The organism is Novosphingobium sp. BL-S-20 (assembly GCF_055521635.1).
Genome location: NZ_CM145494.1, coordinates 1,632,371 through 1,651,515, shown reverse-complemented (window position 1 = coordinate 1,651,515; position 19,145 = coordinate 1,632,371). Strand labels below are relative to the sequence as shown.

The following is a 19,145-nucleotide window of genomic DNA, read 5'->3' as shown; positions in this document are numbered from 1 at the left end:
TTGATGGTCGAGAGCGCACCCGAAAACAGGGCGCCAGACAGGGGAGGATGTATGAGAGCTTCGCGCGCCCATTTTCTTGCCGCTTCAGCTAGCCTGGCTTGGAGCATCACTTCACCTACTGAGGCGGCGGCACAGGTCCGGCGATTCGATATCTCCGCACAACCAGCGCGCACCGGCATCCCGCTCTTTGCCAGACAGGCCGGCATTCAAATATTGGTGTCGGCGCCCACAGCCGAAGGCATCACCGTTTCCGGTGTCAAAGGGGCGATGGATGTGTCGCAGGCGCTTCAGCGCCTGCTTGCCGGCACGGATCTCATCATGGTGAGGGTCGGCAGTGCCATCGTCCTCAAGCGAGGCAAAGCCGGTCCGATCCCGGCAGTCGCTTTCACCATGATGCCGGCGGGCGAGCTCAATCCACAGGTGAATGAAGCGGCGGGCGCAGCACCAGATGAGATTGTCCCTACCGACAATCAGGCAACGCAGGACATCATCGTCACCGGCATTCGCGGCTCACTGCAGCAGTCGATCAATGTGAAGCGTCGCGCCAGCAACATCGTCGATGTCATCACCGCGCAGGATATCGGCAAGCTGCCCGACCAGAATGTCGCCGAATCGATGAGCCGCATCACCGGTGTCCAGATCACACGGCGCGAAGGCGACGGCTCCAATTTCACCGTCCGCGGCATTTCCCAGAACCGTCTGGAAATCAACGGCCGCACTTTCCTGGGGCCGGGCGCAGGGGGCAGCGCGTCGCTTGAATCGATCAGCCCGGAAATCATCGGCAGCATCGTCGTTTCGAAGTCTCCCACCGCCGACATGCCCGAAGGGGCGCTCGGCGCCACCGTCAATCTAAAGACCAAGCGCCCGCTCGACCTCGACGATCTTGTCATCAGCGGTCGGCTGCAGGGTGCCTATACCGACCAGGCCGATCATCTTGGCTACCGAGCCTCTGCCCTGGTCTCGAAGAATTTCGACGATCGCTTCGGCGTCCTTGCCAGCATAGCCTATTCGAACACCCATACCCAAGGACAGTCGTTCGATTCCGGCGGCTGGACCCGTACCGACGCGATCGACGGCAATGGTGACGGTGTCGACGATCCCGGCCTCTTCCGACCGAATCGTTTCATGGCGCGCATCTATGATCGGCGGGAACAGCGCCTGACACTTAACAGTTCGCTGCAGTTTCGCCCCGCCGAGAATTGGGAGATTATTCTCGACGGCACCTATTCCCGGCTGAAACGGAAACGCAACAGCGCCAATTACCAGATTCTCTTCAACAATAATGACGTCGATGCAATCGCTGACGAACATGGCACCGTCGTCAGCGGCACTTTCACGGGGGTGACGCTGCGGCCGCTAATCTATGACGAACCGACCGAATTCCGATCTACCAATCTCGGCTTCTCGACCAAATATGATGGTGATGTCGTGAAAATGTCGGCGGACGCGTCCTACAGCAAGGGCAAGGGCACGGATGGTGGCCCTGGCGCATCCTTCACCTATGTGGTGGTTCCGCGTGCCGGCAACGTCACAAATGCGAGCTATGATTTCTCGCGCGGCGGCCCTGTACCCGACCTGTCTCTTGACACTAATTTCGACCGCAACGATCCGGCGCAATATCAGCTGGCATCGATTTTCGATGGCGACAATATTACCAACAACAGCGGATATGACGGCCGTGTAGATTTCGACATCCGCACCGACTGGGGCTTGCTCAGTTCGATCCAGGTCGGCTCGCGCTACGAGAAGATCAAGTTTTATTCGGAATCGCCACAGAGCGTTCCGTCTGCGGCAAGTTTGCTGGCTGTCGGCGATAAGAATGGCGACGGCATCATCACCGTCGATGAGATGCCGGGACTCAATTATGACAATAGCATGAGCAGCTTCTTTCCTGGCGCCTCGGGCGATTTTCCCCGCGATCTGCTGACCGGAACCGTGGACAAGGATGTGGCACGCGACGCATTCGGTCTGCCAATCCCTCGCGCCGACACGATCCCGCTAGGCCGTGTATCGATCCGCGACGTGGATCAGGACACGCTTGCCTTCTATGTCCGAGCCAATTTCAAGAGCGAGATCGGATCGATGCCGATCACCGGCAATGCGGGCGTGCGCTATATCAGTATAGAGCGTATATCTTCGGGCTATCTGTCCGATACGCAGGCAACCGCGTCGAAATCGCGCTTCGATTATTGGCTGCCGAGCGCCAACCTCTCGCTCGAACTGTCGCCTAGCCTTATGTTCCGCGCTGCCGCTGCGAAGGTGGTCGCCCGGCCCAGCCTCAACGATGTAGGGGTGAGCTTCATCCCGTTTATCGTCGCCCGCACGGGATCGCGCGGCAACCCCGCTCTGCGGCCGTTCCAGGCAACGCAATATGATGCGACACTGGAATGGTATTTTGCGCCGTCCAGCGCGCTGACGCTTGCAGGTTTCTACAAGGACGTCAGTTCCTTCACCATCAACACGACCCGACCGGAATTTGTGCCTGGCCTGTCGACGGGGCCGGACGACCTATTCCAGATCACCCAGCCGGTCAATGGCAAGTCGGGTACCATCAAGGGATTCGAACTGGCCTATCAGCATGCGCTGCGTTTCCTGCCCGCGCCCTTCGACAATCTCGGCATCCAGGCCAATTACACCTTCGTCGACAGCAAGACGCCTCTGGTCGACGAGGCGACCCAGTTGGCCCTGCCGTTGCCGGGCTTGTCGAAGCATAGCTACAATCTCATCGGTTATTATGAGGACAAGTTGCTGTCCATCCGGGTCGCCTATATCCACCGCAGCAAATATCTGCAGGGCCAAGGCAGCGCCGCATCGGGCGGCAGCTCCTATATGCAGGCCAGGGGACAACTTGACGCTTCCGCTCAGATCAACCTGACCAAGACTGTCCGCCTGACGGCGGAAGCCATCAATCTCACTCGGTCCGTCGAACGGCAATATCTCCAGGATCCGGCGCGCCTGCTCAGTTCGCTACGAGAGGAGCGCCGCTTCTTCTTCGGTCTGGCGGCGACTTTCTGATGGCTGGCAGGATCAAGACGTTTCGCCCGATGTTCGTAGTGGCCCTCCTGCTGGCCGCCGCGACCGATGCCAGAGCGGTTGCAGAACCACCGGCGGATATCGTGATATATGGCTGCACCTCAGCCGGCGTCATCGCTGCGATCGAGGCACGGCGGCTGGACCGGTCGGTGCTCCTGGTCTGTCGTGATGCCTATGTCGGCGGCATGACGACCAATGGCCTTGGCTGGTCCGACACCGGCAATCATCGCGCTATTGGGGGCCTCTCGCTCGAATTCTATCGGCGGGTGAAGCGTCATTATGACGATCCGGCGGCCTGGACCTTTGCCAAGCGTCCGGAGAAAGCCGAGAATTTCGTCAATGACGACGCGATGTGGCAGTTCGAGCCCAAGGTGGCCGAGGGGATTTACGAGGCCTGGCTGAAGGAGGCCCGCGTTACCGTTATTCGATCCCAGCCGATCGATCGGGGGGACGGAGCCGTCGAGGTAAGGGCCGGTCGGATTGTCGCGTTCCGCTCCAAGATCGGCCGCAGGTTTGCCGGACGTATCTTCATCGACGCCAGCTATGAAGGCGATCTGATGGCTGGGGCAGGGGTGGGCTTTGCGGTCGGGCGCGAGGCAAATGCCACGTATGGCGAGACGCTGAACGGCGTCCAGATGGCTAACACGACCAACCATCAATTCACCCTGGATGTTGATCCCTATGTCGTCCCCGGCAAGCCCGGCAGTGGTCTGTTGCCACGGGTGACGTCAGACCCGATCGCGCCAGATGGCACAGGCGACCATCGCATACAGGCCTACACATTCCGAATGTGTCTGACTGACGTACCAGCCAATCGTACGCCATTTCCCAAGCCACGCCATTACGACCCGAACCAATATGGCCTGCTCAAACGCTATATGGATGCCGGCTATCGCGACTTCTTCCGCAAATTTGACCGCATTCCAAACGGCAAGACCGATACCAACAATTTCGGCGGCTTCTCGTTCGATGATATCGGCATGAATTATCGCTATCCTGAGGGGACCGACGCCGAACGGGCTGCCATCATCCAGGAGCATGTGGACTATCAGCAGGGACTGCTGTGGTTCATGGCAAACGATCCCGGTGTACCGATCGAGACGCGCACTGAAATGTCGCGCTGGGGCCTTTGCAAGGACGAATTCATCGGCAATGGCAACTGGCCGCGGGAAGTCTATGTACGCGAAGCGCGGCGCATGCTTTCGGACTTCGTTATGGCGGAACCGCATCTGCGCGGCACCAAGGCGACGCCCCGACCAATCGGCATGGGGTCATATAATATGGACTCGCACAATGTCCGACGGATCGTCGATGGAAGAGGCTTCGCACGCAACGAAGGGAATATCGAAGTCAGTCCCGGGCGCGCCTATCCAATCAGCTATGATGCGATCATCCCAAAGCGCAAGGAAGCGACCAACCTGCTCGTCCCGGTCGCCTTGTCGGCATCGCACATCGCCTATGGCTCGATCCGGATGGAGCCAGTCTTCATGATTCTGGGACAATCGGCCGCCGCTGCCGCATCCATCGCAATCCAGCAGAGCAAAAACGTGCAGGATGTCGATTATGGGATCCTGAAACAACTTCTCCTGTCAGAGAACCAGATATTGGAAATGGACCAGAATCCCTGAAGGGTGGTCATCCATGCTTTGGCCTGCTGCTCTTTGCAAAAGCCGCCAACCTCTATCGGTCTGGCCCCAAGTATCTCGATGTAGTGCAGTTGAAACCGGAATTAGGTTCGGCTTGATCTCAAAATGATTCGACAAGAGAAGGGCGAGCGGTTCCTAAAGATGGGTATTGCGAACGCCTTGCGCTGAAGAGGCGCGGGGCGTTGCTATCCTCCGCGGGGAAACCATCCCTTTGAGTTGCGTTTCGGGATGGGCAATCCCTTCGCTTTAAGGTGCTCGATGATGCGCGGCTCTAGCATCGGCCCCCAGCCATCATGGTTGGCCTTGTAGCAGGTATCGCAAACCATCATGTCGTAGTTGTGGAGTTTATGCCCCTCGTACCGATGAGGGCCGTGCCGATATTGTCTGCCGCAGGCATCACAGGGAAACGTGGGTCCTTCCATTAGAATCTCCGAACATGGTGGCGGAAGCGGTGGGATTCGAAAGGACTTCGTAACTGCTGATTTAAAAGAGATTCATTCAATCGCATTCAGCAGAATACCCCACGTTGTACCCCACTTTTCGTCTGCCTAGTTGCAGGAAATCGAACCCACAATCTTGCGTGAATAAGTGTGATCCCGAATCACCTCTCATCTGATTTAGCCTTGAGAATGTCGGCCAGGCGCCCCGTCCCGGTCACTTAACTGCTCGACGGCAGCAACCTGAAGCGGTCATTCGCTGAGTTTCCGCCAATGATGGCTCCGAGACGGTTCCTGCTGGCAAGCGCAGGCCTTTCGATCGGCATCACCACATCCGCGTTTGCGGCCACACCGGTGCCGAAGCCGACGTAGTTGCAAGTCTTCGCCAACCGGCCCGACTGAGAAAATCTTACTATTTTCGCCTGAGGAAAGCTGACCGCCCGCGCAACCGGCTTCGCGTTCAGGGACCGCGAGAACGCGGTAGCCAATGATCCTTCTCGCTCGCACCGCTTTCGCTCTGTACGGGGACGCGGAAGCTCGATTTCACGCTGAATGCCAGCAAGGTACCGGAAGGCTTCTGATCATGGGCCGTCGCCATCGGAATGCCAGCAGCCGTCATCAGAACGATGAGGGGAGGAGGATACACCCAGAATGGTAGAAGTGCTCTGAGAAACGAGCTCAACGCTTTCGGGCAGCGCCCGTATGCTTTGAACTGACATCGTCGCGAGGCTTGCCCTTGCTGGTCCGCTGCGCGGAAGCGGGCGCTCCGGACAGTATCGGGCCGCAGGCTGCTGACTTTGCATCACCCACATCGACGAAGGCCAAAAGTCCGGCGACTGGCGTTGCCGCCACCGCGAGCCCCAGACCGACACCGGCGCGGCCCAGCAGCTGGGGGCTGACGACCTGGAGCGAAGGCTGGGCGAAGCGCCCTCCGATCCCAACCGGCGATTGCCCCGAGAAGAGGCTGAATTTCTTTCCGTCTGCCCGGAAAGCCAGATCGAGCGCTTCGGTTTCGAAACTGAAGCCTCCACGTCCGGTGATGACGTTCTTCGACGTGTCGATGAGGATCGGGTCTGCTGCTGCCGTGCCGCTGCGCACGGTGAAGGCGATGAGGCCGCAATTGATCTCCACCGGTTTCTTCAACTTGCCCTCGAACATCTTCGAGGCGAACGTTCCCAAATCCAGCTCGGCCAGTTGGACGTTGCGGGTCCAGAAGGTGCCGCGCGGCATGACGAAGGCGATCCGTCCGGCAGAGGAGGCCAGCGAATCGTGGATCGTGTCACCCCTGCCTTCAAGCTTGATGCGGCCGCTGATGGTGCCCGTCGTACCGGATTCAGCGACGCCGTAGCCTGCCAGGAGACGCCCCGTCGGCGTCGGCGCCAGGCGGATGTCGTAGCTCGTCGCGGCCGGTCGCTGTCTGGTGTCGAACACGAGGTTGGACGACACGTCGCCGCGCGCCATGGAGAAGGTCAACGGAGACAGCGCAAGGCGCCCACGGTCGAGTGAGAGCTTGAGCGCGATGTTCTGCACCGGAATATTGCGAGAGCGGACGGTGCCGATCTTCCAGTCCAGCGCGGCGTCGAAGCGCTGCATCGTCTCGATCGGCAGCGCGGCATCGGGCAGGACACGGCGCGATCCTGCGCCCGTGGCAGCGGCGGCGGCAACTGCGCCTTTCGCGGCCACGATATCGGGATTGTAGCCGATGAACGGCGCCGCATCGACGATGTCGAGCCGCCGTGTCGCGAGTTCGGCATCCAGGCGCAAGCGCTTGGCATTGGTGACGGTCAGCTTGCCGGAAATGTCGGATTGGCCGAAAGTGCCGCTCAGACCGGTAAAACTATAGGTCTCGCCGTCCTTCACGAGCTGCGCGGCAAGGCCGTAGCGGCGGGTTTGCGGAATGGCGACGTCGATGATGGCGAACAGGTCGGACAAGTCGTCTCCGCGCGCATGGACCTTGAGGGGGACTTTCTCGAAATCGGCGATAGAGGGCAGTGAGCCGGAAACGTCGATCCGGTTCCCGGCAGCCCAGGCGGTGAGTTCCAGTGCATTGCGTCCGCGATTGACGGTGGCGTCCGGTGACAGCAGGCGCGCGGTGACGCGGAACGGGGTCTTGCGTAAGATGCCTTCGCCCTGAACGCCTACGGACTTGCCGATCCGGGCATCGGCGGAAGCGATCGGGTCGACCCGGAGATCGGCCAGCAGCGGCATGCGGGGATCGGCATAATGGATGCGGGTGTCTGCCACGACTGCGCGGTCTATGCGGGGGAACTCGAAAGGCTTGCCGCCTTCACCGCTACCGAACGTCCAGGTATTGCGGCCATGCGCCTTGTCCCATTCCAGATCGACGGCGCCGCCCTGGAGATCCAGCGAATGAACGTGCCGCTGGCCGAACAGCAGCGAGAGCGGTGCGATGCGTGCATCTATGCGCCTTGCCGAGAAGAAAGCGGGGCGAACGGCCCAGTCAGGATTGGAGACACTGAGTCCTTCGGCAAGGAACTTGATCTGAAGCGGGGCGAAGTAGAGCTGAAAGTCGCCGCCGACCTGCACCTGCCGCCCGGCCAGAGAGCCTGCGATGCGTTCGAACGGGTGCTTCAGAAACCGGCCCTTGGTGATGAAGAGGGCGAGCCAGGCTGCGAAAACCGCGATCACGATCGCAAGCATTATGTTGCGCAGGATGTGCAGGCGCCGCCTCGCGCGAAGTTGCGGATTTTCCGCTTCCGTCGCCGCTGCGCTGGAACCCGTCCGCGCATCGATCTGCGTCGTTGCATCCATATCGCCCTAAATGATGGGAAGCCGTTTGGTTTCGCAGGAAGGCGCAGACCCGCCACGATCGGACGATAAACCCCACCGGACATTAATCGATATTTCTACCCGCACAGAGCCAGCAGCCGCTGCGCAATTGCGCTAGGGTAGGGATCGAGATAGGCAACTATCCCGCGGGTCAGAAAGATGAAGATGGCGACCGCGAGGCCTGACGTGGTTTGAGGCCAGCCTCGACTTCAGCCGCTGTTCGCTTGCGAAAACTACGCGGGAACCGCCGAGCGTCCGGGTGGCAGGGGAAGCCTGCGTACAAGGTGAATGCAAGAACCTGACAGGAAAGGCGTAGGTCGGGAACTGCCGCAGGCGGGAAAGTTCATCAGCGATCGAGGCGTTCCATCATCCGCACGCGGAAAGGAAAAATAGCCTTCTAACCAAACCACGACGCCCCTGGAGCTTTCACAACCGAAGGGTCTTGGGCTTGCTGGCTTACGGTGCCGGGGTCTGCGCGCCGGGCTGATCGTGTGGCGTCACATCACCTTGCTCTACCGCCTGGCGGGTGTCGTTGGTTCCGCCCGTGTTCTCGGGCGCCTGGACGGCCCCGACGATCCAGATCAGCGACAGAGCCGCGATAGCCAATACGAGGCTGATCAGAAGAATGTATCGCACCACGCCCGGGGTCGCACCGGCGCGAGCTTCGTTCTTGTCGAGATGCACTTCGTCTTCGCGCCTGTCCATTCCTGCACCTTTCCGAACCGGGGGCTGAAAACTGCGTCAGGAGGTTTCAACGCGTGCGGGGGAGCAGCGTTCCCCCGCTGGCGGATACAGCACTTGCGAACTCTGCCTTCAGACGGGCGGGCTGCAGTGCTACAGCGGCCATACCGCCAGGATCAGCGGCGGTCCGGCGGCGAGTACCAGCAAGGATAGCGGCGCCCCAAGCCGAGCATAGTCGGTGAACCGGTAGCCGCCCGGTCCCATGACCAGCGTATTGCACTGGTGCCCGATCGGCGTGAGGAAATCGCATCCCGCGCCGATCGCCGTAGCCATCAGGAAGGCTTCCGGTCGGTAGCCCAGATCGTGGGCGAAGACCGCCGCGATCGGCGCCATGACGAGCACGGTCGCGGCATTGTTGAGAAACGGCGTTACCGCCATGGAGATGAGCAGGACAAGGGCCACCGCTCCCCAAGGCGGCAGATGGACCGCCAGATCGGCGAGTTCGACGGCCAGAACATTCGATGCCCCCGTGGTCTGCAGCGTCTCGCTGACGGGGATGAGCGCTCCCAGCATGATGAGGATCGGCCACTCGATCGCTTCGTAGGCGTCCTCGGCCGGCAAGGCGCCGGTGATGAGCACCAGACCGGCCCCTGCAAAGAATGCCAGTGCCACCGGCACGAGGCCGGTGGCCGTTGCCAGCATCGCTCCGGCAAGAATGGCGATGGCCAGCCATCCCTTGCGCTGGCGGCCGAGGCGGATTTGTCGCTGCGCCAGCGGCAGCAGCCCCAACTGGCCGAGCTGTCCCGGCATGGCATCGAGCACGCCCTGCAGGGCAAGGATATCGCCGGCCAGCAGCTTTTCGCCGCTCGGCTTGCTCCTGAGGCGGCTCCCTTCGCGGGAAATGGCGATGAGCCTTATTCCCAGGCGTTCCTTCAGCATCAGCCGTCCCGCATTGGAGCCGACGAGGACCGATCCGGCCGTCACCACGGCCTCGATGACCCCGGTTTCGTCGCCTGGCTGTTCGGCCTCTTCGGCGTCGTGAAGCGCGAGACCCGTCGCGGCGATGGCGCGTTCCAGGGCATCGGGATCGCCCATCAGGATCAGGATATCGTCCTGCTCGATTATGGTGTCCGGTTGGACTTGCGCCCGAAGGCCGTGACGCAGCACCGCAGTCACTTCTATGGCACCTTCCTGGCTCTCGATGAACGAGGCTACGGTATCCCCGATGATGGAGGCCTGCGGTGTGACTGTCGCTTCGGTCGTATAGGCCGAGATGTTGAGCGCCTGGCCCATCGTGATCGGCGCCTGCCGCTCCGGCAGCAGCCTTTTCCCGAGTTGCAGAAAGACCAGGCCGAGGAGCAACAGCCCCAGTCCGGTCGGCAGGTAGTCGAACATTCCGAAAGGTTCGCCGGTCATTTCCTCGCGCACGCGGCTGACGATGATATTCGGCGATGTCCCGACCAGCGTCGTCAAGCCGCCCAGCAGCGAGGCGAAGGCCATCGGCATGAAGAAGCGAGACGGATTGGTACCGCTCTTCTTCGCGAGCTGGGTTGCTGCTGGCATGAGCATGACCAGCGCGCCGATGTTCTTGATGAGGCCCGACGCCGCGCCAACCAGAGCAGTCAATACGAACAGCTGCGACCCTGCCCGGCGCAGGCGGCGGCCCAGCCGGTCCACGGCTTCCTCGACCAGTCCCGAGCGCTGAACCGCCGCCGACAGCACGAGCGCCGACCCGACGATAATGACGATGTCGTCGGAAAAGCCGGAAAACGCCCTTTCAGGCGGCACCAGACCCAGTGCGACTGCAGCGAGCAAGGCGATGATCGCGGTTATGTCGAAACGGAAACGCCCCCAGAGGAACAGCGCCATCATTGCGCAAAGCAGAGTTACCGACAGCCATTGTTGTAGATTCATCGCACCCTGCGGAAGATGTTTCGATAAAGAGGAAATGGTCCGCGTGGCCGTTTGTTCGCTGCACCTGCCTTTTTCGGGCGTTTTTGTACCGTTAGGGCGGCCCGTTAGGCGACTGGCCGATCGATCGAATAGCCGTCATATTCCCGGCAGCGACTGTTCGGCGAAGCCCCAGCCTCGCAGGTCCTGTGCGCGCTGGGTCAGCGTGGCGGCATCGGCGATCGAGAAGGGATGCGCGTCCTTCATGCGGTCCAGTTCGTCCCACGAGATTGGCACCGCCACCGGGGCGCCTTCGCGGGCGCGCGCCGAGTAGGGCAGGACGGCAGTGGCGCCGCGCTGGTTGCGCAGCCAGTCGATGAAAATGCGCCCCTTTCGCTTCGCCTTGCTCATGATCGCCACATAGCGCTCCGGTTGCGAGAGGCTCATGGCTTCCGCGAAGCGGCGGGCGAAGTCCTTGTGGTGCCCCAGTCTTGCCCACGCTTCAGCGGGACGACGACATGTACGCCCTTGCCGCCGGACGCCGAAATGATCCATGAAGACGCGCTGCCAGGTCACGAGAGCAGGCTCGATCCCAGGCCGGAGCGGCAGCCTCGCGACCCCGGTTCCGGACGGCTGCAAGGCAAGGTCGCGATCGTCACGGGCGCGGACAGCGGCATCGGACGGGCTGTCGCCGCACTGTTCGCCCGTGAAGGTGCCGATGTCGCCATCGTTTACCTCCTGGAGGACGACAACGCAGCGGAAACGAAGTGCATCGTCGAGAGGGAAGGGCGCAGAGCGATTGCGATCCGCGCCGATGTCGGATCGCGCGAGGCCTGCGATGACGCGGTGCGCCAGGTGATGGAGGCCTTCGGGCGTATCGACGAACTCGTCAACAATGCGGGCGAGCAGCATCCCGACAAGGACATTACCGAGATTTCCGAAGAGCAGCTACGCCGCACCTTCCAGGCCAACATTTTCGGCATGTTCTTTCTGGTACAGGCCGTCCGGCCGCATCTCGGGAGCGGCGCGGCCATCATCAATTGTACCAGCGTGACGATGTACAAGGGCAGCGCGGAATTGCTCGATTACAGTTCGACCAAGGGCGCCATCACCGCATTTACCCGTTCGCTTTCCGAAAACCTTGTCGGCGAAGGCATCCGGGTGAACGCGGTGGTACCGGGACCGATCAGGACGCCGCTCAACCCTTGTGGCGGGGCGAGCGAGGAGAAGCTCGAACACTTCGGCGAGGATACGCCGGTGGGCCGTCCGGGTCAGCCCAATGAAGTCGCCCCCTCGTTCCTGTTCCTGGCCTGCGAGGATTCCAGCTACATGAGCGGGCAGGTGCTTCATCCAAACGGCGGGGTCGTGGTGAACGGCTAAGTGATGATTTCCGGCCTCTACTCGTTGTCGAAACGGTAGGGGGCGAAACAGGGCGCGTCCTGGTCAGGCGTGCCGTTCAGAGCGCCTTCCAGGATTTCGGCGGCCAGTGCGGCAAAGGCAATGCCGTTCCCGCCGAAACCTGCAGCGATCCAGAGGTGTTCCATGTTGCGGCCCGGACCGATCGCGGGAAGGCCGTCCGGGGAACTGCCGAACGTTGCCGCCCACTCGCAGTCCCAGTCGATCTTTTCTTGCCCGAGCATCGCTGCCAGCTTGGCGGCAATGGCGCCCGCCTTGCCCGGAAGCACTCGGTCCCGCGTCTCGCTGTCTGCAATTTCGATGTCCTCGCCGCCCGCGATGATCCTGCCGTCATTCCCTGCTCTCACGTAGAGATACGGATCGCTGGCCTCCCAGATCATGGCGTTTTCCTTCCAGACCGGAGCGGTGCCGGGCCGGGTGGCGATCGCGAATGTCGAAAGCAGCGAGAAGGCTTCGGGCAGGAACAGGCGAGCCCTTTCATAGCCGGTCGCAAGAATGACTTTTCCGGCTACGAAAGATCGACCTTCCGCCGTTTCCAATACGATACCGCGCGGCGACGGATGGAGCGCGGCGATATCGACGGGATAGGCGATCGCAGTCCGTCGGGCTTGTGCACGCGCCAGCAAGGCATGGCAGGTCCGCACCGGGTCGATGGCGAATGTGCCGGTCGACACTAGGCCTGCCCGTGGCGCAATGCCGAAGCGTTCGGCTACCTCCTCGGCTGCGAGAAGACAGGAGGGCAGACCGTGCCTGCAATGGAGCGCGGCTTCGGCGGCAAGAGCGTCAGGACTAAGCACGTCACCGGCGAGATAGAGGGTTGGACTATCCTGCTTCAGATCCCCGCCGATGGTGTCCAGATGCCGACCGAAGCGTTCCAGAGCGGTGAAAACGCGCTTCCACCGCCGCGCCGCTTCCTGTTCGCCAAGCCGATTAGAAAGCGCGGTGAGGGGAACGTCCATCGCCCACATGAGCTGCGCCGTCGAGGCGGCCGTGCTTCCTGTTCCGGGAGCGCGGCGATCGCAGATCGCGACCGTGCGTCCAGCCGCACTCAACCTCTCGGCGAGGATCGATCCCATGATGCCGCCGCCGAGGATGGCGATGTCGACATGGTTTGTAGGCAGTTCACTGCTGGCTGGCGGAAGCCAGTCCTTTTCCCGCCATGGAACCTTGCCGGTCCGCAGGTCCCGCGCCTCCGTCAGGGGGAGGGAGGTGCCCCCGCCAATGCCCGCCGTCATTCCCTTTTCCATTCGGGGGGCTGGATCATGAGGTGCGTGTCAGAACGAGTTCGCCCTCCTCCTCACCGTCCCAGTAATGGGCCCGGTCGCCAGCGACTTCGATCAGGACGAGGCCGCGCGTATCCGGGCCTTCCGGCCACCAGCGATCAAGGCCGTCTGTCCAGTGCCGGGCAAGCGCAGACTTCTCGCGAACGAGCCTCGCATGGCCTTCTACGGCGAGGAAGAACGGCCTCTGGCCGAGCAATCCGGACTTGCCCTGATAGGACAAGGTTACTTTGGGGTCGGCCGCGATGTCAGCCACCATCAGGGCGCTGTCCTCGGTGAAGAACCAGGCGGTGCCGTCGTAATCGACCTCGCGGTTGTTGCTCATCGGCCGCGCTGCGATCGCTCCGCCCTGCGAGTGGGTCGCGAGCATCGCGAAGTCGATATCCTTCATCTTGCTGGAAAGCTCTGCAAGCGTCCATGTCATCGGGGCCATCCTCTTCCGGTTATGTCTGTGGAGACAACGCGTGAGGATGGTATTCGATGCGCGATCTTCAGCGGGAAAGTGCCTCGGCGAGGCCGTCGATCTCGTCCTCCGGAATGCGCCGGGCGATGACGGCCATCGGATCGCGCGGCTTTCGGGCATCGATCACGGCTTCCTCGCCCCGCCATTGGCGCAGCCGCGCTGCGAGGTATTCCCGGCGCTGACCTGACAGGACCGGGGCGGCCTTCCCCGGCGCGTGGCACGAGCGGCAGGCGGGAAGCTGCTTGCCGGGTAGGCCCCGGTCGGCGATGGGATGGCTCTGCGTGGGCAAACCAGAGCGAAGGCCGGGCAGGCCCGCGAAATATCGTGCCACTGTGTGCATTTCGGTCTCGGTCATGCCGCTGGCCGCAGCCTCCATCACAGCGCCCTCGCGCTTTCCGGACGCGAAGTCGCGCAGGGCAGAGAACAGGAATTGCTCCTTCTGCCCGGCGATGACCGGGATGTCGGCTTGCCCGCGCCCCTGGCCGTCGCTGCCGTGACATCCCGTGCAGCGCGCCAGCGGCCCCGGAGGAGCAGCGATCAGGGCGCGGTAGTCCTCGGCGCTCATGCCGGGCAGGCGGCGCAGGAAGCCGACCATGCGGCGCACTTCATCAGGACGTTCGGCGGCGGGCCAGGCGGGCATGCCGGTATACTTCACGCCGTGGCGCACGATCCAGAAGAGTTCGCGGTCGCTGTAGTCTCCCACCGTCTTCGCAAGATCCGGCGCGGGCGGAGTGGCGGCCTGCATGACCGGCGAGGGCGGCGCGCCGGGAGCGCCGTGGCAGACCGCGCAGGATTGGCGGAAATGTCCGGCTGCGCTGACCAAGGCGCTGTCGTCGCGTACCTCCTCCGGTGTCTGGAATGTGCTGTAGGTCCGCGCCGAGTTCTGCATGGTCCAGTGGAGGAACCAGTCGGTGATCGGCCAGTGGCCCGACGAGGCGGCGATCGGAAACAGTCCCGACCAGGCAAAACCCATGCCGAGCAGGGCGAGGGCGAGCAGGCCGAGAACGAGGCGCTTCCAGGTCAGTCTGATCGTCATGTGGAGGTTTCCGGTCGGACCTTGAGCAGGCCAGCGAGCAGGGTGAGACCGCCGAGAAGGTAACTGGCGCTGCCGATCACCAGCATGGCCACACCGCCGAGCTGCTGGTCGGCGAGGGCCTCGAGACCGAACGGCGCGGCATGGCGGTGCGCGGCGTAGAGCGGGCGCGGTGCAAGGCCGATCAGCACGCCGAGCAAGGTCATGTGCATCGAGGTTAGCAGCAATGCCCCGATCCCGGCGGCGCGGCTCGGGGCGTGAAGCGCTGCGCTCCAGAGCAGGAGCCCGGCGGCAAGGAAGATGGCGTGTTCGGCGGCGGCGAGGGCGGGAACCCCGATGGCCAGACGCCGTAGCGCGGGCAAGTGCCAGGACCAGACCGCAAGGAGTTCAAGCAGCATCATCGCCATGGGCGTCACCACGCGGGGCCAGCGCCGCGCGGGGTCGAAAGGACCTCCCGCGAGGCCTACAGCCAAGAGCGGCGCGGAAATGGCGACCGCGATCATGTGCCCGGTCATATGGCCGGTCATGCCCATCGGCGCGACAGCCCAGCCCATCGGCAGCAGCGCGAGGCCGCTAATGAGCGACGCCCGCTTCACCGGCAGTCTCCGATGAAGACCACGGGCAGGGCGGTAAACAGCACGCCGACGAAGCTCAGGCCTGCCAGCAGCAGCGTGGATTTCGCGAGGAACCGCAGGCGGTCGATGTCGGTGCCCTGCTCGTGCGGGGGTGGATCGCCGCGCAGGCGGGTCTGGCGGTGGGCGATCCAGCCCGAGAGCGTGATGGCTACCAGCGCCAGCACGGTCCCGGCGACGAAGAGCGTGGGGAACTCGGCGAAGACGCCTGCCTTGGCGCAGGAGATCGCGGCCCAGAGGTAGGAGAACAGGAAATGGACGGCCCAGACCGTCGGCGGGACGATCAGCGTCCAGAGCGTGACTTGCAGCCGCTCGTGCCACTTGCGCTTCTCGTCGCTCATGCCACCTCCGGGAACAGGCCGATGGTGGCATAGGCGACCACGGCGGTGAGCGCGAAGAAGTGCATGTAGACCGCGACGTTCCGGAGATCGGCGTCGTGACGGGGTGTCATCCGGCCTGCGAGGCTGCGTGCCAGCACATAAGCCAGCATGATCGCGGCGACGGCGGCATGGAGGCAGGCCCAGATCGCCAGGGTCCAGACGATGGCCGGATAGCTGTGCGTGGTGGGATCCATGCCGGAGAGCCAAGGCCCGGCAAGGCCTGCCGGAACGCCTGAGATGCTGGCCGCCAGGCCCAGCAGCAGAAGCAGGCGCGCCATGCCGACAGCCCCCCGCGCATGGACCTCGCGCGCCGCGATCGTCGCGAGCCAGCCCGCGAGGCCAAGTGCGAGCGCGAGGAGCGGCCAGGCCATGCCTGGAGCCGAGGCCATTTCGGGCGGGGGAAAGGCCTCGTGCCGGGTCCAGAAGAAGAAGTAACCGAAGACCAGACCGGAAAAGGCAGTCGCGTCCGCCATCATGGTGATGAACATCGCCCACCACCCCGGCGATGCGCTCCCCGAGATATAGAGCGGCAGTTCCATCCCGTGGCCGATCGGCTTGCGTGGCTTCTCGGGGATTTCCGCGGTCCCGGTCCAGAGCCACCAGAGCACCATGGCGAGCGTCGCTACGCCCGAGACGAGCGCCAGCCAGTAGAGATGATACGTCGTCAGGATGAACACCCCGCCAAGCGCGAGTGCCGTCAGCATCGGCTTCCAGCTCGGCGCGCCGAGGCGGATGACCGAGATCGGGCGTGCATCGAGCACCGAAGTGATGATCGTCTCGCGGCGACCTTCCTCGGCGTCGGGCAGGAAGTAGCGTCCTTCGTCCACCTTGCGCACGAAGTCTTCCTGGTCCCAGATCGGATAGCGGCTTTCGATCAGCGGGATCGAGCGGATGCCCCAGTTCTCGTCCTCCGGGTGGGCAAGCCACTCCAGCGTTCCGGCCTGCCACGGATTGCGCGGCGAACGCGGCCGCCAGGGGGAGCGGACAAGGTCGAGCACGATCACCGCGACCCCGGCAGCGATCACGAAGGAACCGATGGTGGAGGCGAGATTGAGGCCGCCGAGACCAAGGTCCGCCGGATAAGTGAAGACCCGGCGCGGCATGCCTTCGAGGCCGGAGAGGTGCATCGGGAAGAAGCACAGGTTGGCGCCGGCGAAGACCAGCCAGAAGGCGGTGCGTCCGAGCCGGTCGGACAATTTCTTGCCCGTCACCAGCGGCCAGTAATAGTAGAGCCCGGCGAAAAGCGGCATCAGCGTGCCGCCGATCAGCACGTAGTGGAGGTGGGCGACGACGAAGTAGGTGTCGTGGGCCTGCCAGTCGAAGGGGGCCAGTGCCACCATCACGCCGGTCAGCCCGCCGATCACGAAGATCGCGAGGCTTCCGGTCGCGTAGAGCAGCGGCGTCGACCAGACCACGCGGCCTGCCCACAAGGTCACGATAAAGACGAATATCTGCACCGCCGTCGGTATCGCCACGGCTTCCGAGGCGGCCGAGAAGAAGCCGAGGCTGATCTTCGGCAGCCCGGTCGCGAACATGTGGTGGACCCAGAGGCCGAAGGACAGAAATGCGGTCCCGACCGCCGCCAGCACGATCCACGGATAGCCCAGCAGGTGGCGCCGCGCGAAGGTCGGCACCAGCATGGCGAAGAGCGCGATCGAGGGCAGGAAGACGATGTAGACTTCGGGATGACCGAAGATCCAGAACAAGTGCTGCCAGAGCAGTGGATCGCCGCTGCGCGAGGCGTCGAAAAAGGGCCAGTCTAGCAGGCGCTCCATTTCGAACAGCACGTCTCCCGCGATCAGCGGCGGGAAGGCGAACAGGATCATCACCGCCACGACCAGGATGTACCAGGCATAGAGCGGCATGAGGTTGAGCCGCATGCCCGGCGGGCGGCACTTGAGCACGCCGACGATCAGTTCGACGGCGGCGGCGACCGAAGAGACCTCGATGAAGGAAAGCCCGAGCATCCAGATGTCGGCGCCGAGACCGGAGAGGTCCGTCCGCGTAGTCAGCGGTGGGTACATGAACCAGCCACCGTCAGGCGCGGCGTCGAAGAAGATCGAGCCCGAGACGAACACCCCGCCGAGCAGGAAGGACCAGTAGCCAAAAGCCGAGAGGCGCGGAAACGGCAGGTCGCGTGCGCCCAGAAGCTGGGGCAGGAGGATGATCGAGACGGCCTCGAACATCGGCACCGCGAAGAGGAACATCATCACCGAGCCGTGCAGGGTGAAGAGCTGGTTGAATTTGCCGGGGCCGACGAGATCGTTGTCGGGAACGGCCAGTTGCGTCCGCATGATGAGTGCCAGCACGCCTGCGAAGAGCATGAACGCAAACGCGGTGAGGACGTACCAGTTGCCGACCTGGTTGTTGTTGGTGTCCGTCCAGCGCAGGAACAGGCCTTTCGGCGGCGCCCAGACTTCGCGCAGGCGCTGCTCCTGTGCGGCGCGGAGGGTGGGGTCGTCCTGGTCGTGCAGGCTCATCGCTTCGCCTCCTGCTTACCGGCTTGCTCGAGCCAGACCGCCAGGGCCAGCGCCTCGTCCTGCCGCAAGTGGCGATAGGCAGGCATGCGGGCGCCGGGCTTGAAGCGATGCGGATCGCGGATGAAAGTTGCGGTGTTCTCGGTTGTCGGCGCGAGAATGCCCGCACCGAGCGTTCGTCTCTCGCCAAAGCGGGTGAGGTCGGGGCCGATTTTCGCAGATGAGCCGCCGCTCGCGGAATGGCAGCTTCCGCAACCCTCGCGCGCGAAGATCACCGCGCCCCGGTCGGGGACGGACTTGTTGTTCCGGCGCGGCGGCACGCGGGCAGCCGCAAGCCATTCGTCGAAGGCAGCGGGCTCCATGGCGATGACGTCGAAAGCCATGAGGGCGTGGCTCAGCCCGCAGAATTCGGCGCAGACACCGCGATATCTGCCCGGCTTTTCGGCTTTCACGACAAGTCGGTTCGTGCGGCCGGGGATCATGTCCATCTTGCCCGCGAGGCCGGGTATCCAGAAGCTGTGGACCACATCGGTTGCCGTGAGATCGAACACGACCGTCCGCCCGACCGGCAGGCGGATTTCATTTGCGGAAAGCAGGGGCTCGCGACCTGCCTCCCGATAAGTAACGCGCCACCAGAACTGTTCGCCTTCGACCCGAATGTGCAAGTCCTGCCCGGCGGCGGCCAACGGACGCATGGCGGGAAGGGACCAAATCAGCAGTGCAGTCAAGACCGCTGTCGGAACGATAGCGCCGAGCCAGAGCACAAGGCGCATGCCGCGCTCGTGTGAGAGCCTTCCTTCCGGTGCGCGTACGGCCACTGTGTAGATTGCTGCGACACCCAGGGCTACGATCAGACCTCCGGCCACAAGTACGATCGTAAGCCATAGCGTCGAGCGCGCTTCCAGCCCGAATGGGGCCAATGCCGACTGGTGGCGGTTGCAGCCACCCAGCATCAGCGGCCACAGGGCCAGGAGTTTTCCGGCAAAG

Annotated in this window: 13 protein-coding genes and 1 pseudogene; 3 read left to right on the top strand and 11 right to left on the bottom strand. The window is 63.1% G+C overall.

The features are described from left to right. Window positions 1–51: 51 nt before the first annotated feature. Together ACZ1II_RS15565 and ACZ1II_RS15560 are read left to right on the top strand one after the other, a co-directional pair. Window positions 52–3,015, top strand: a complete 2,964-nt coding sequence (locus ACZ1II_RS15565) for a TonB-dependent receptor (protein ID WP_465144549.1) — start codon at window positions 52–54, stop codon at window positions 3,013–3,015. After that, window positions 3,015–4,661, top strand: coding sequence for an FAD-dependent oxidoreductase (locus tag ACZ1II_RS15560; RefSeq protein WP_465144548.1), 1,647 nt, complete (start codon window positions 3,015–3,017; stop codon window positions 4,659–4,661). Before ACZ1II_RS15565 ends, ACZ1II_RS15560 begins: the two co-directional genes overlap by 1 nt. A gap of 1,133 nt (window positions 4,662–5,794) precedes the next feature. On the opposite strand, the gene ACZ1II_RS15555 is transcribed toward ACZ1II_RS15560, so the two are convergent. The 4 genes and pseudogenes from ACZ1II_RS15555 to ligD all read right to left on the bottom strand — a co-directional run. Beyond that, window positions 5,795–7,888, bottom strand: a complete 2,094-nt coding sequence (locus tag ACZ1II_RS15555) for an AsmA family protein (RefSeq protein ID WP_465144547.1) — start codon at window positions 7,886–7,888, stop codon at window positions 5,795–5,797. A 474-nt stretch (window positions 7,889–8,362) separates the two neighbouring features. Further along, a complete protein-coding gene (locus ACZ1II_RS15550) occupies window positions 8,363–8,611 on the bottom strand; it encodes a hypothetical protein (RefSeq protein ID WP_465144546.1) in 249 nt (82 codons plus the stop codon). A gap of 129 nt (window positions 8,612–8,740) precedes the next feature. Then, window positions 8,741–10,501: an SLC13 family permease gene (locus ACZ1II_RS15545; protein ID WP_465147254.1), complete on the bottom strand. Its 1,761-nt coding sequence runs from the start codon at window positions 10,499–10,501 to the stop codon at window positions 8,741–8,743. Window positions 10,502–10,636: 135 nt separating this feature from the next. Continuing rightward, a pseudogene (gene ligD / locus ACZ1II_RS15540) lies at window positions 10,637–11,016 on the bottom strand (non-homologous end-joining DNA ligase LigD); the annotation flags it as partial. Between the two features lie 7 nt (window positions 11,017–11,023). On the opposite strand from ligD, the gene ACZ1II_RS15535 reads away from it, so the two are divergent. Next, a complete protein-coding gene (locus ACZ1II_RS15535; protein WP_465147253.1) occupies window positions 11,024–11,857 on the top strand; it encodes an SDR family oxidoreductase in 834 nt (277 codons plus the stop codon). Window positions 11,858–11,874: 17 nt separating this feature from the next. On the opposite strand, the gene ACZ1II_RS15530 is transcribed toward ACZ1II_RS15535, so the two are convergent. The 7 genes from ACZ1II_RS15530 to coxB all read right to left on the bottom strand — a co-directional run bounded on the left by ACZ1II_RS15530 (window position 11,875) and on the right by coxB (window position 19,111). Then, a complete protein-coding gene (locus tag ACZ1II_RS15530; RefSeq protein WP_465147252.1) occupies window positions 11,875–13,128 on the bottom strand; it encodes an NAD(P)/FAD-dependent oxidoreductase in 1,254 nt (417 codons plus the stop codon). 25 nt (window positions 13,129–13,153) lie between these two features. Then, complete coding sequence (locus ACZ1II_RS15525; protein ID WP_465147251.1) at window positions 13,154–13,597, bottom strand: pyridoxamine 5'-phosphate oxidase family protein; 444 nt, start codon at window positions 13,595–13,597, stop codon at window positions 13,154–13,156. Between the two features lie 67 nt (window positions 13,598–13,664). Then, the gene (locus ACZ1II_RS15520) at window positions 13,665–14,672 is read right to left on the bottom strand and encodes a c-type cytochrome (RefSeq protein WP_465147250.1); all 1,008 of its coding nucleotides are present in this window, start codon (window positions 14,670–14,672) and stop codon (window positions 13,665–13,667) included. Then, the gene (locus ACZ1II_RS15515) at window positions 14,669–15,265 is read right to left on the bottom strand and encodes a cytochrome c oxidase assembly protein (RefSeq protein ID WP_465147249.1); all 597 of its coding nucleotides are present in this window, start codon (window positions 15,263–15,265) and stop codon (window positions 14,669–14,671) included. Before ACZ1II_RS15515 ends, ACZ1II_RS15520 begins: the two co-directional genes overlap by 4 nt. Beyond that, a complete protein-coding gene (locus tag ACZ1II_RS15510) occupies window positions 15,262–15,642 on the bottom strand; it encodes a hypothetical protein (protein ID WP_465147248.1) in 381 nt (126 codons plus the stop codon). The genes ACZ1II_RS15515 and ACZ1II_RS15510 overlap by 4 nt, the downstream gene beginning before the upstream one ends. After that, on the bottom strand, window positions 15,639–18,161 hold the full coding sequence (locus tag ACZ1II_RS15505) for a cbb3-type cytochrome c oxidase subunit I (RefSeq protein WP_465147247.1): 2,523 nt from the start codon (window positions 18,159–18,161) through the stop codon (window positions 15,639–15,641). Before ACZ1II_RS15505 ends, ACZ1II_RS15510 begins: the two co-directional genes overlap by 4 nt. Beyond that, the gene (gene coxB, locus ACZ1II_RS15500; RefSeq protein ID WP_465147310.1) at window positions 18,158–19,111 is read right to left on the bottom strand and encodes a cytochrome c oxidase subunit II; all 954 of its coding nucleotides are present in this window, start codon (window positions 19,109–19,111) and stop codon (window positions 18,158–18,160) included. The genes ACZ1II_RS15505 and coxB overlap by 4 nt, the downstream gene beginning before the upstream one ends. Between the last annotated feature and the right edge of the window lie 34 nt (window positions 19,112–19,145).

Excerpts from the sequence above, each read along its gene's own strand:
- ACZ1II_RS15510 (WP_465147248.1), bottom strand. The coding sequence starts at position 15,642 with ATGAGCGACGAGAAGCGCAAGTGGCACGAGCGGCTGCAAGTCACGCTC.
- ACZ1II_RS15560 (WP_465144548.1), top strand. The coding sequence starts at position 3,015 with ATGGCTGGCAGGATCAAGACGTTTCGCCCGATGTTCGTAGTGGCCCTC.
- ACZ1II_RS15550 (WP_465144546.1), bottom strand. The coding sequence starts at position 8,611 with ATGGACAGGCGCGAAGACGAAGTGCATCTCGACAAGAACGAAGCTCGC.
- ACZ1II_RS15545 (WP_465147254.1), bottom strand. The coding sequence starts at position 10,501 with ATGAATCTACAACAATGGCTGTCGGTAACTCTGCTTTGCGCAATGATG.
- coxB (WP_465147310.1), bottom strand. The coding sequence starts at position 19,111 with ATGCTGGGTGGCTGCAACCGCCACCAGTCGGCATTGGCCCCATTCGGG.
- ACZ1II_RS15535 (WP_465147253.1), top strand. The coding sequence starts at position 11,024 with ATGATCCATGAAGACGCGCTGCCAGGTCACGAGAGCAGGCTCGATCCC.
- ACZ1II_RS15520 (WP_465147250.1), bottom strand. The coding sequence starts at position 14,672 with ATGACGATCAGACTGACCTGGAAGCGCCTCGTTCTCGGCCTGCTCGCC.
- ACZ1II_RS15530 (WP_465147252.1), bottom strand. The coding sequence starts at position 13,128 with ATGACGGCGGGCATTGGCGGGGGCACCTCCCTCCCCCTGACGGAGGCG.
- ACZ1II_RS15565 (WP_465144549.1), top strand. The coding sequence starts at position 52 with ATGAGAGCTTCGCGCGCCCATTTTCTTGCCGCTTCAGCTAGCCTGGCT.
- ACZ1II_RS15555 (WP_465144547.1), bottom strand. The coding sequence starts at position 7,888 with ATGGATGCAACGACGCAGATCGATGCGCGGACGGGTTCCAGCGCAGCG.
- ACZ1II_RS15525 (WP_465147251.1), bottom strand. The coding sequence starts at position 13,597 with ATGACATGGACGCTTGCAGAGCTTTCCAGCAAGATGAAGGATATCGAC.
- ACZ1II_RS15505 (WP_465147247.1), bottom strand. The coding sequence starts at position 18,161 with ATGAGCCTGCACGACCAGGACGACCCCACCCTCCGCGCCGCACAGGAG.